Here is a 10,795-nt window from a genome sequence, read left to right as displayed (position 1 = left end):
GCCTCAGCTTCGCGACAATCTCCTCGGGCTTGTGCTTTCTGCGCGGCATTCCTGGCATCCTCCAAAGGCTCAAAAGCCTACCTCAGGGAGGACCACTTTTCAGGGGGCAGACCACTCGGAAGTGCCTGATCTCCTTTGCTTTCCGAATTACCCGAGCGCAGGGCTGTGAATAACTTTTGATCCAACGGCCTATCAGGAACAATGTCACGGCCTATCGGGAACGACCACAACGGCCTATCGGGAACAAACTCACGGCCTTTCAGGAACGCAGCCGCCAAATAAGCAATTCAAAAGCCTCGCGGAATCTGCCACTCAGACAGCCTTAACTCTTTTAACTGATTCAAATAACTCTTTAACCATATCCCTCCGGCGCAGACCGGAAGCGACCGTCTGACTGAGGGCCGATGCCGCGGGTGGCATTCAAAGCGCCGATCATATCTCAATCAAAATCCGCGCCAGCACACCGCCCAACACGAACGCTCCAGCCAGCATAAGCGGCATCCAGCGTCGTAAACGCTCCAACTTCTCGCGACGCTCCAGCTCCCTCGGGGTGGTGATGGCGATGAAGGGTCGCATCTCCCTCAGCACCCGGTCCATGGCTTCCTGCTGACCCTGGGCCATCGTCGCCAAGATCTCGACCCGCCGGTTTCCCCGGACGATCCCCTCGTTGATCAGATCACCGTTGCGCTTCCAGTCCGTCGCCTTCTCGGCGGCGAAAGCCGCAGCCCTCGCCTCGGTCGCGGTCTTCAGCACCTGCTCCAGCATCCGACCCTGGGCGTCGATGCGATCCGACAGGCTCGCTACCAGCAGCCCCATCGTGTCGAGGGTGTCCGCGAACTGCCTTGCATCGAACGGGGCAGGGGGTGGTTTCAGCGTTCCGCTCATCGCCCGGCCTCCGGCAGGAACAGATCCCTGAACTCGGAATCGGCGTAGTAACGCAGCTTCTGGGCCAGCACCGGCGGCATGCCCTGCACGCGCAGGAGCTGGTGGCTCTGCGGCAGCTGCATGATCTCGTCCGGGGTCATCAACTCGCGCCCCGTGACGTGCTCGGACGTCGACGGCATGTCTCCGGGCCGGTGGGTGGCTGTCTCATAGCCAATCGTTGCCTTGCCGAGCGCCTGGCTCAGCCAGCGCGCCGTCTCGACGTCGTTGACCCCAAACACCTGCAGCACGCCCGCGTTCGCCACGAAGGTGTTGGCGCGGGTGCCGTAGAGGTCGCGGAGCTGGCTCAGGTCCTGCAGGATCGGCCAGAGCTGCAGCCCGTAGCCCGCCATCAGCCCCATCGCTCGCTCCACCGCCTCCAGACGGCCAAGGGCCGCGAACTCGTCGAGCAGGAACAGCGTTGGCGTCTGCAGCCGTGGGCTGGCGCCAGGGCGCGCCAGAGGCGCGGAGAGGGCAGGGGAGGCGCTGGCGGCCGTCAGGGGCTCCGTGGGCGCGTGGGGCGCTTCAGCGGCCTCCTGTGCGCTCTCTAGGGCTACATGGGCCTGAGAGGTCGTCTCCGGGCCGCTGACGGCCTCCGCGTCGCGGGCGATGTCCTGCAGGGCCTCGGAGACCAGGAGCCGCAGCCAGCGGCTGTAGGCGTCCATGCGGTTCGGCGGTAGCACCAGGAAGACCGTGGTCAGCTGGTGGCGGAGATCGGCGAAGCGGAAGTCGGAGCGGTCGAGGCTCGCGACGATCCTCGGGCTGTCGAGGAAGTGGGTGTGGCGCTGCGCGCCGGAGAGGACGCCGGCGGCCTCGCGGTCAGCCTTGCCGAGGAAGCGGTTCGCGGCGCGGGCGATCAAGCCGCTGGCGCCCCGGCTCTCCTGCATGAGCCCGAGCAGCTCGCGGAAGCGCTCGGGCGGCAGGGTGAGATATTCCCGCACCGTGCCGAGGTGCCGGCGGTCTGTCTCCTCGTGGACGACGCAGAACAGCGCCAGGCCGGCGATCAAGGCGCGGGCCTCCTCGTTCCAGTGGGCTTCGCCGCTCTGGCCGGGCGGGTCGATGACGAGGGCGGCGGCGAGGGTGCTCGCGTCCTCACCGAGGTCGAGGCTGTCGGCGGTCATCCGGTCGAGCGGGTTGTAGCTGGCGCCCGGCATGCCGGTGACGCCGAAGGGGTCGAGGACAAAGGTCGGGCCATAGTCGGCGCGCATCGCGCCGGCGACGCGGACGTTCTCGCCCTTGGGGTCGACCACTAGCATCGAGCGTCCCGAGAGCAGCAGGTTCGGGATCACCGTGCCGACGCCCTTGCCGGCGCGGGTCGGGGCGAGCGTGAGCAGGTGTGCCGGACCGTGGTAGCCGAGGAGCTTCTTCGTCTTCGGGTCGCGGCCGATCAGCAGGCCGTCCTCCTCGACGCCGACGGCAAGGTTCGCCGCGATCTCCTTCGGGGTCGCCAGCCGGGCGGAGCCGTGGGTGTCGCCGGCACCCCTGCGGAACAGTCCGCGGACGCCGAGCTTCTCGCTCCAGAACCAGAGCCCGAGGATAGCGCAGCCGGCGACGGTGGGGATCGCCACCAGCCACTGCACCGGGTTCGAGACCGGGCCGACGACCCCGGCGAGGATCATCACGAAGAAGACCGAGAGGAACAGCCCGGCCACCACGGCGGCGCCGAGGTAGAAGACCAGCATCAGCAGCGCGATCGGCGCGCCGACGACGAAGAGGCAGGCAGCGGCGACCCAGCGGGCGCCGCGCACGAGCGTGGTCATGGGCGATCAGCTCCGGGTGGAGGCCGGGAGGGCAGGGGAGGCGGACCCTGCGGGCGAGACGATCCCGGCGACTGGCTGCGCCGGTGCCGAGGCGTCCTCGGCCCCAGCATCGCCATCGGCACCCGCAGCACCGGTCGTTCCCGCGTCGCCGCTTCCGGCCTCGCGCCAGTCCCAACCGGCGAAGGCCGAACGGTCCTGCTCGCGGGCGAGATTGCGGATCAGCCGGTCGAGCATGGCGGCGGCACTGTCGTCGCGGGCGGCCAGGTCGACCAGCGCTCCACCGAGGATGACCTTGCGCCGGGTGTCGAGCTTGCGCTGCTTCGTCGCTTCCCGGTTCCGCAGCGCCTGAAGTCTCGCCCTCGCCTGGGCGAAGCGCTTCTCGGCGCGTTCGAGCTCGGTTTCCGCCATGGTGTCGTCCTCGTGGTCTGCACTGCGCTGCCAGGAGCCAAGCCGGCTCCGTTCCCCGCCTTGCGACGTGGGGGAAAGGCGAACGTTCAATGGCTCTTGCGAGGACTGGGTCTAGCGACTACCCGTGACCCTGGAAAGGGTGAAGGGCGCACTTATGCAATTTTCCGCCTACGGCTCCAAATTGCGTGCGGTCTCCCGGGGGCAACGCCCCCGCCGACGGCTCCCCGATCCGCCGCGACAGGTCGCGACGAATCAGGAGGCCGCTCCCCGCGCCTCCTGGACCTCCCAGGGCCAACCTGCGCGGTTGGATCGCGTCGGTCGCGCGTGGTTTGCCGCATTGCCCGGCCTCCGATTGGCGCTGTGCGCCTCCGTGCCCGGACAAAGCGGCAAGCCCCGCGCTCCAAGGCGCCGGTCGGGGTGCCAGGGCACCCACTCCCCGACGCCTGCCGATCCGGCCTCCCTGCGTCATGGGGTGCGTCGGCCGGATCGGCAAGAAGGGCAGGCGGCCGCCGCGCGCCTGACCGGGTGCGGCGCGCGGGTGGCGTTGTCGGCGTCGGAGGCTCAGCGCCTGCGCAGCATCGCGTTGATCCGCGAGAGGCGGCCGCGCTCCATCTCCGCGAGCTGTGCTTCCGTTAGCTCCGGGATGTCGCCGGTGTCGATCTCCGCGTCGCTCATCGTCGCGACGCGCGCGAGCCTCTCGCGCTGTTCCTCGGTGAGATCGGGAAGCTCGTCCAGTCGCCTGGCTTTCGTCTTCATAGCGCCGTCTCCTGGTGGCGGTGCGGGCCGAGATGGTCCGGCCGCCTGATGGCAAGCTACCATCTCGCGGTGAAGACGGTGAAGCGCAGCGCCGGGCGATCGGCGACGGCCGCCGCCGCCTATCGCTCGGGTGGCGTCATCGCCTGCGAGCGCGAGGGTCGCGTGCATGACTACTCCCGCAAGCAGGGCATCGAGGGTGCCTTCATCTTGGCGCCCGAGGGAGCGCCGGACTGGGCGCGGGATCGCGCGGCGCTGTGGAACGCGGCCGAGGCGGCGGAGGTGCGCTCCAACGCCGTGGTGGCGCGGGAGTGGGAACTGGCGCTGCCGGCGGAGATCGGCGTCGAGGCCCGGCGCGAGATCGCCGGCGCCTTCGCCCGGGCGCTGGTCGAGCGCTACGGCGTCGCGGCCGACGTGGCGATCCATGCGCCGCATCGCGAGGGCGACGAGCGCAACCACCATGCGCACGTGCTCACCACCACCCGGGTGGTCGGCGAGGACGGCTTCGGCAAGAAGACCCGCGTGCTCGACGCCGCCCAGACCGGCGGGCCGGAGATCGAGGCGATGCGCGGGGTATGGGCCGGGTTGCAGAACGAGGCGCTGGAGCGGGTGGGGGTCGAGGACAGGGTCGACCACCGCAGCCTCGAGGCGCAGCGCGAGGCGGCGGAGGAGCGGGGCGACCTGGTGGCGGCCGAGGAGCTGACCCGCGCGCCGGAGGTGAAGCTCGGACCGGCGGTCAACGCCATGGAGCGGCGGGCGGCGCGGGAGGCCGAGGCGGGGGGGCGGACCTATGAGCCCGTCACCGATCGCGGGCGGGCGGTGCAGGAGGCGCGGGAGGCGCGGCGGGTGTTCGCCGCGCTCCGCGAGGAGCTGCGCGAGCGGGTCGAGGCGGCGCGGGAGGCCTGGGGTGCCGCGCGCAGCGAGGGGCAGGATCGGGTCAGCGCGGGGCTCGCTGCCATGCGGGCGGCGCTGGAGAAGCAGCGCGAGGTGCCGGAGGCGGGCGAGGGCGTTGGTGACAGGCTCAGACGGATGCTCGGGCGCGACGCGGAGCGCCCGGGCGCGGGGGCTGACAATCCGAAATCGGATGATGTTCGTACTAGGCTCGACGCCGCGCTGGGGCGCGCGCGAGAGCAGGAAGCCGAGCGCGAGAAGGAAGCGCCGGAGAGAGCCCCTAGCCCGCCAACGCCCGACCGCAAACTGCACGACACCACGCGACAGCCTTCGGCAAAACCCTCTCGCAAGGTTCGGCGAGAGCGTGACGAGGGATGGGAAAGATAAGCTTCGGAACATAACAAGAACAATTTACTCTTGACGTAAATCGTAATAGACCGCTATCTGATGGCTATGATTCTGAGCTACAGGGACAAACGGACAGCCGCTTTCGCCGATGGCCAGTTCGTCCGGGAGTTCCAAGGCTTCGATCGACAGGCTTGGAAGCGCCTCGAAATCCTTGATGCCGCCATCAGTCTTGCCGAGTTAGGGCAGCTGCCCAGCAATCGGCTGGAGGCGCTGAAGGCGGACAGGGCAGGGCAATACTCAATCCGCATCAACATGCAGTGGCGGATCTGTTTCGAGTGGCCCCATGACGCCGCCGGGCCGTCGAACGTCGAAATTGTGGACTATCACTAGGAAAGGAGCATCAGGATGGCCCGTCCTGCCATTCACCCTGGCGAGATCCTCGCCGACGAACTGACCGAGCTTGGTGTGAGTGCGACCGAGCTGTCCCGTCAGATCAATGTACCGCCCAACCGCGTCACGCAGATCATTCGGGGCCAGCGGAACATAACGGGCGACACGGCCCTGCGTCTGGGGCACTGGTTTGGAACCAGCGCCCAGTTCTGGCTCAACCTTCAGAGCGCCTACGATATCCGCGTAGCCGAGAAAGCCGCCGGCGACGAGATCGCTGCTCTGCCGACCCGGCCGGCCGGCGCCGTTGACCAGCCGAAACAGCCACTCTGATTAAATCATGAAGGGCTTATTACGATCATCAAGAAGGAATTATCGTGCATGAGCGGGTCTGGTAAAAACGTAGTGCTTCCGGACGCCGCATTGGAACTCATGTCGAAGGAAGACCTAATCGATGTCATCAGATCGATGGTCGATGGGGGAGTTTCAATCAATTCACCGACCAGCCCTCGCCGCGCAAGAGCACGTGCAGGCGGCGATAGCCGAAGCGCCGACGCTGGTCGGCGAGCTCCCGCAAGCGGCCGCGCAAGCTCCGCGTCGTCCGGCCGCCGGCTCCGGTAGCGGACCACGCTCCGGTCCGCGGTGATCATCGTGCACGCCCGCCGCTCGCTCACCTCGAGACTCTCCCTGAGGTGTGCGACCGCTTCCCGCCTGGCGGCGGGCGTCACCATTTTTTTGCCAGCAGCTCCTTCAGCCCGGCATTGTCGAGCATCGCGTCGGCATAGAGCCGCTTCAGCTTCGCGTTCTCTTCCTCGAGCGCCTTCAGCCGCCTCGCCTCGGAGACGTCCATCCCGCCGTACTTCGCCTTCCAGGCATAGAACGTCGCCGACGACATGCCGTGCTTGCGGCAAAGCTCGGCCACCACCGCGCCCGCGTCATGCTCGCGCAGCACCCCGATGATCTGCTCCTCGCTGAACCTGCTTCGCTTCATCTCCGGTCCCTCTTCCTCGGTCCGGATTCCAGCTGCGCCTGGAGGAGAGACAAGGGGTCACGTCATACCCTCGTCGTCGAGGATATCGAGGATCCAGTCACGGTTCTCCTGGCTGGTGTAGAGCGACACTAGGAAACCACCTCGGCTCAGGCCCTCGGCGTAGGCGTAGCGGTCGTCCTCCGGCATGAACATGTCCGCAAGCGCTTCGAAGAAGCCCTTCTGGCGCGGCTCGATTGATAGTCCGCCCCGCCGGCAGAGGCTCCCGCCACGATCCGAACCTGGTCACGCGGAATCCCCTCCGCCGATGCGGTCGACAGCGGCTTTTGCATCCGCCTCGTCGTCAAAAAAAGGCGGCGACGTATTCGGAACCGCTCGTCGTTGTAAGATCAGACATCTGTCACTCCTGGGATAGAGGCGTCATCCGCAGGCAGGCGTTCAACCCTTGCCTGTTGCCTTCGCAGTTCCATCGGTACTTCCACCCTCTCGGTGGTCAGATGCTGCGTGATGTGCAGCTCCTCTCTGAGGACGAGCCGTTTTTCGACGATCAGGATTTCCTCGAAAATCGGGACGATCATCACATCGCCTTCCGTCCTTGGACCGGGCGGCGCTTCGCCTTGATCGAGCGTACGATTGATCGGCTTTCTGACGACCGCCGCGCTCATCGTGCGAAGGTTCTGGCGTACCACCTCCTCGATTGTCTCAGTGGTGGTACTCACACGAACACGGCCGATTACCGCGTCCTGCACGCTTACGGTTGCGGTTTCTTCCACCAGCGGGATGATCGTGGTTCTGTCGTCCTCTGACATGGTCAGACCAGAGGACGACGCGTCGGAACCACACGATCCGCAAAGACGGGATGCACGACTCCCGAACGCCCGCCGAGCCAGCCGGCAATCGCGCCCAGCAGCAGAGCCACGAAGGCAAGGAGTGCACCCGTCGAGACGACCGACGCAGCCTGATCGGCCGCTTCCGTCGCGGTCTGCTTTGCCTGATCCACAGTCTGCCGGTATTGCTCTTCCATCTGGGAGACCTGCTGCTGCGCCTGGTCGAGCGGGATGCCGCGCGCGTTGGCCAAAGCCTGCGCCGCCTGCTGCCGGGCCTGGTCTGCGCCGGCCTCGTCGCCGGTGACCAGGGCGCGAACGGCGTTCGTTGCCGCGGCGTTCAGCGCCTCCGGGTCGTTGCCGGTGGCGCGGACCTGGTTCTCCAGGGCATCAAGCGGGTTTGCGTCCTGAAGCATCGGGGCGGCAGTCTGGGCCACCGTCTGGCCAATCCCGCCGACCGCGCTGGCGACGCCGCTGAAGGTGCCGCCGACGATGCTGCCTACCGTAGAGGTGAGGAGGTAGAGAACGAGAAGCGTGGTGAAAGCCCAGGTGGTCAGGCCATGCAGGGCGCCGGTAGTGGCGACCGTCTTGCCAGACATGCGCGCGGCGATGTAGCCGCCAACGTAGGCTGCTATAATCCCGGAGACCACATACCAAATGCCAGAGGCTACGGAGAAGCTGGAAGCAGCCGGAGAGCCGTTCGACGCGGGATCCATCGTCGCAGCGCCGATTCCGACGCCGAGCATGGTGAGCAGAACCTGGACGACGAGGCCGACCACGACACCAGCGAAAATTGCGCCCCAGGAGACGCGATTGAGCATGATGGTGTGTGCGTCTTCCTGCGCGGTCGGTGCTGGATCGGAGAGGTTGGCCATTGAGATGAACGCCTTTTCAGCAAAGGGCCTCCCGCAGGAGGCGACGCAAAACATGGATGGGACCGAGGCGGCTCCTCGAGTGTGATCTCGGTCACAGGGTAAACCTTCAGCGAGGTATGCTGTTCCAGATCAGGTTGGACAAAGCGCTGCTCGGTCGCCGTGGCCAGCCTGGCGAAAGCGGTCGTTCATCTGGCCGAGGCCGCCACCGAGGAGACCCCCGAGAAGGCCGCCGCCCGCTCCGCTCCCGCTGCCGCGCCGAGCCCTGCGAGGAGGCCGCCGAGGCCGCCGCCACTGCTCGCACCGCCCTGGCCGCTAAGCAATCCACCCAGGGCCTCGCCAAGACCCCCGCCGCCCGCCAGGCTTTCCGGGCTCGCCCTCTCGCTCCGGTTGCCCAGCATCTCGGAAAGCTTGTCGCGGTTCTGGTAGCCCGCCACAGCCAGGAGGCCGAGTAGAGCAGTCATCGAAGGAAAGGCGCCTCGTGCCATAATGGTGATCCTTTCAGGTTAAGGCCGCCTGCGCATGAGGGGCAGGCGGCCTAGTTGTGGATTTCGGCGGCCTATATAAGCGGCCGCCGTTTCCTTGCAGGAGCTTAGCGCTTGTTGACGTCTCCGGAGAGCCCGGTGCTCGATTCAATATCTTCCGACAGCCCCGTCGTCCGCGCGGTGGTGGTCCTGGAGGTTCCGGCGGTGCGATCATCCTCCACCTCGACCTCCGTGCGCCGAACGGTGTCCGATACGGTTTCGGTACGCTCCTCGGCCTGGCGACGCAGGGCGATTTCCTCCACCACGCGGGCGTCCTTCGACACCACGACTTCCTCGGCACGCTCTTCAGCCTCGATGGTGCGGTCCGTGAAGGCCGCATCGGTCGCGCCCAGCGCGCGGTCAACCGGCCGACGCTCGATCTCGACCCGCTCCTCGCGCAGGGTCACGTCTTCCTTTACCGGCTGCTCGACCACATAGGACCGTACGCGGACCCGGCCGAGGTTGACGTCGCGCTTGCCGACCCGGAGCTGCTCCTGAACGACAGGGATCACCTCGTCGTCGCCGAGCTCCGAGGTCCGGCTCGCGTCACTGGCCATGCTGCTCGTTGCGCCGCTGCAGGCCTCGCGCGTGGACTCGCTCAGCGACCCGATATCCGAGGCATCGGCCACGCCGCCCGTCACCCCCGACGCGCCGCTCCAGCCTTCCGAGCGCCAGGACTCGGCACGTTCGTCGATGTCGACCGAACCTTCGTCATCTAGAATGTCCAGAACCTGGTCGTACTGACTCTCGGGGATGCTGCTCACCGTGACGAGATAGCCGCCACGGCGCAGGCCTTCGGCATAGGTCGCCTGGTCCTCGGCCGGAAAGAAGAAGTCGGAGATGCTGTCCCAGAACCCGCGGTCGGTGTCCGAATAGGCGCGGCCCTCGTATTCTCCGCCGCCAGTCATCCGGACTGAGGTGTCGCCCAGTCCCAGTGCCCGGAGTCGTGCCACTGCCTCCTCGGCATCCGCTTGCGAGTCGAAGAAGGCAGTCAGGGTTCGAGCGCCCGAAGTGTACGTGCTGTCGGCCATATTCAGGTCCCCTTGTGTTGTGCGCCCCTCGCGCGTTATCTCGGCCCGCTGCTTCAGCAGCTGAACTGGCACCTGCAGGGTCTTTTCCCCGTGGCGCCGCTTGATGTGGATCTCTTCCCGAAGCATCAATCGGGTTACGATTATCGGCACTTCCTCAACGACAGGAACGATCATCACGTCCCCCTCGTTCCGGAATCTCCGGCATCGTTTCGACTTCGCGTCCCACCGGAAACGCGAGTCACCTCGACCTCGCTGGTTGCAACAACGGCATCCAGAACCGCATCAACCGCCTCGGTCACCGTGCTGACGCGCACGACCCCAGTGGTCACAGCGCGACGGCCGATCGTGAGGGTTTCCTCCACGACTGGCAGCACCTGTTCGTCTGGCCGTCTGGTTTCCTCGGACATGGCCGCTTAACGTGCGTGGTTTAGGCTTGGTTCCCTGCCGCAGCTGACGGATCGGCCGATCGCCGGCGACTGGCCCTACCTCTGGCTCGATGCGACCTACCTCAAGGTGCGCCAGGGTGAGAGGATCGTGTCCGTCGCCGCCATAATCGCCATGGCGGTCGACACCGACGGACGGCGCGAGATCATCGGCTTGTGCGTCGGACCCTCGGAGGCGGAGACCTTTTGGACCGAGTTCCTGCGCAGGGACCAGGTGCGCCGCGGGCTACAGGGCTTGAAGCTGGTGATCTCCGACGCCCATACCGGCCTCAAGGCCGCCATTGCGCGGGTCTTCGATGCGGCCTGGCAAGATGTCGTGACCTGCTCCCCTCCGGTCCCTCGATCATTGTGAGAGCCCTTGGGTTTGATATCGGGTCTCTGTGGCCGACGGTAGCGGCCGGCCGGTGGAGCGGCTGAGGCGGCGGAGACGGCCGGCCGCGGGGTCTTGGCGAACGGCGTCCGGGGTCAAGCCGCCATGTGTGTGGATCGGCGTGGAATGTTGGCTCTGACTCAATCTCGGTGCATCTCCGGCTTATCACGCGGCACCGAGCAGCCGAGCCCTGAGGAGGTCGAGCTTTGCGCGGCCGTACATCTGGCGCTTGACGAGCTTGAGCTTGGTGATCTGGCCCTCGGTCTGGCCATTCG

The 10,795-nt window shown here is 66.7% G+C and carries 13 protein-coding genes and 3 pseudogenes; 4 read left to right on the top strand and 12 right to left on the bottom strand.

Features of this window, described 5'->3' with window-relative positions; translation table 11 throughout:
• Nucleotides 1-432 precede the first annotated feature (432 nt).
• The 4 genes from ACLJK8_RS20410 to ACLJK8_RS20395 all read right to left on the bottom strand — a co-directional run bounded on the left by ACLJK8_RS20410 (nt 433) and on the right by ACLJK8_RS20395 (nt 3,845).
• Nucleotides 433-885 (bottom strand): hypothetical protein, encoded by a 453-nt coding sequence (locus ACLJK8_RS20410; protein WP_413152200.1) that lies wholly within the window; start codon nt 883-885, stop codon nt 433-435.
• The gene (locus ACLJK8_RS20405; RefSeq protein WP_413152199.1) at nt 882-2,681 is read right to left on the bottom strand and encodes a type IV secretory system conjugative DNA transfer family protein; all 1,800 of its coding nucleotides are present in this window, start codon (nt 2,679-2,681) and stop codon (nt 882-884) included. Before ACLJK8_RS20405 ends, ACLJK8_RS20410 begins: the two co-directional genes overlap by 4 nt.
• Before the next feature lie 6 nt (nt 2,682-2,687).
• Nucleotides 2,688-3,089, bottom strand: a complete 402-nt coding sequence (locus ACLJK8_RS20400; RefSeq protein WP_413152198.1) for a mobilization protein — start codon at nt 3,087-3,089, stop codon at nt 2,688-2,690.
• Between the two features lie 561 nt (nt 3,090-3,650).
• On the bottom strand, nt 3,651-3,845 hold the full coding sequence (locus ACLJK8_RS20395) for a hypothetical protein (RefSeq protein WP_413152197.1): 195 nt from the start codon (nt 3,843-3,845) through the stop codon (nt 3,651-3,653).
• A 48-nt stretch (nt 3,846-3,893) separates the two neighbouring features.
• Between ACLJK8_RS20395 and mobQ the strand changes: the two genes are divergently transcribed.
• The 3 genes from mobQ to ACLJK8_RS20380 are packed head-to-tail and all read left to right on the top strand — an operon-like array spanning nt 3,894 to nt 5,801.
• Nucleotides 3,894-5,120: a MobQ family relaxase gene (gene mobQ, locus ACLJK8_RS20390; protein WP_413152196.1), complete on the top strand. Its 1,227-nt coding sequence runs from the start codon at nt 3,894-3,896 to the stop codon at nt 5,118-5,120.
• A gap of 60 nt (nt 5,121-5,180) precedes the next feature.
• Nucleotides 5,181-5,471, top strand: coding sequence for a type II toxin-antitoxin system RelE/ParE family toxin (locus tag ACLJK8_RS20385; protein ID WP_413152195.1), 291 nt, complete (start codon nt 5,181-5,183; stop codon nt 5,469-5,471).
• 15 nt (nt 5,472-5,486) lie between these two features.
• Nucleotides 5,487-5,801, top strand: a complete 315-nt coding sequence (locus ACLJK8_RS20380; RefSeq protein ID WP_413152194.1) for a HigA family addiction module antitoxin — start codon at nt 5,487-5,489, stop codon at nt 5,799-5,801.
• A 160-nt stretch (nt 5,802-5,961) separates the two neighbouring features.
• Here ACLJK8_RS20380 and ACLJK8_RS20375 read toward each other — a convergent pair.
• The 8 genes and pseudogenes from ACLJK8_RS20375 to ACLJK8_RS20340 all read right to left on the bottom strand — a co-directional run.
• A pseudogene (locus tag ACLJK8_RS20375) lies at nt 5,962-6,459 on the bottom strand (transposase); the annotation flags it as partial.
• A gap of 57 nt (nt 6,460-6,516) precedes the next feature.
• Entirely contained in the window at nt 6,517-6,651 is a 135-nt protein-coding gene (locus tag ACLJK8_RS20370; protein WP_413152193.1) for a hypothetical protein, read from the bottom strand.
• A 194-nt stretch (nt 6,652-6,845) separates the two neighbouring features.
• On the bottom strand, nt 6,846-7,265 hold the full coding sequence (locus tag ACLJK8_RS20365; protein ID WP_413152192.1) for a YsnF/AvaK domain-containing protein: 420 nt from the start codon (nt 7,263-7,265) through the stop codon (nt 6,846-6,848).
• Between the two features lie 2 nt (nt 7,266-7,267).
• Nucleotides 7,268-8,155 carry a PhnA-like protein gene (locus ACLJK8_RS20360; protein ID WP_413152191.1) on the bottom strand — a complete coding sequence of 296 codons (888 nt, stop codon included), beginning with the start codon at nt 8,153-8,155 and terminating at the stop codon, nt 7,268-7,270.
• A 185-nt stretch (nt 8,156-8,340) separates the two neighbouring features.
• Nucleotides 8,341-8,616, bottom strand: a complete 276-nt coding sequence (locus tag ACLJK8_RS20355) for a hypothetical protein (protein WP_413152190.1) — start codon at nt 8,614-8,616, stop codon at nt 8,341-8,343.
• Between the two features lie 128 nt (nt 8,617-8,744).
• Entirely contained in the window at nt 8,745-9,584 is an 840-nt protein-coding gene (locus tag ACLJK8_RS20350; protein WP_413152201.1) for a YsnF/AvaK domain-containing protein, read from the bottom strand.
• Between the two features lie 171 nt (nt 9,585-9,755).
• A pseudogene (locus ACLJK8_RS20345) lies at nt 9,756-9,887 on the bottom strand (hypothetical protein); the annotation flags it as partial.
• A complete protein-coding gene (locus ACLJK8_RS20340) occupies nt 9,881-10,114 on the bottom strand; it encodes a DUF2382 domain-containing protein (protein WP_413152189.1) in 234 nt (77 codons plus the stop codon). The pseudogene ACLJK8_RS20345 and the gene ACLJK8_RS20340, both read right to left, overlap by 7 nt.
• Before the next feature lie 52 nt (nt 10,115-10,166).
• On the opposite strand from ACLJK8_RS20340, the pseudogene ACLJK8_RS20335 reads away from it, so the two are divergent.
• A pseudogene (locus tag ACLJK8_RS20335) lies at nt 10,167-10,460 on the top strand (transposase); the annotation flags it as partial.
• Nucleotides 10,461-10,795 lie beyond the last annotated feature (335 nt).

Source organism: Amaricoccus sp. W119, assembly GCF_047275745.1.
GTDB lineage: Bacteria > Pseudomonadota > Alphaproteobacteria > Rhodobacterales > Rhodobacteraceae > Amaricoccus.
The sequence above is the reverse complement of the archived record's forward strand: the minus strand, read 5'-3'. Positions and strand labels throughout refer to the sequence as shown.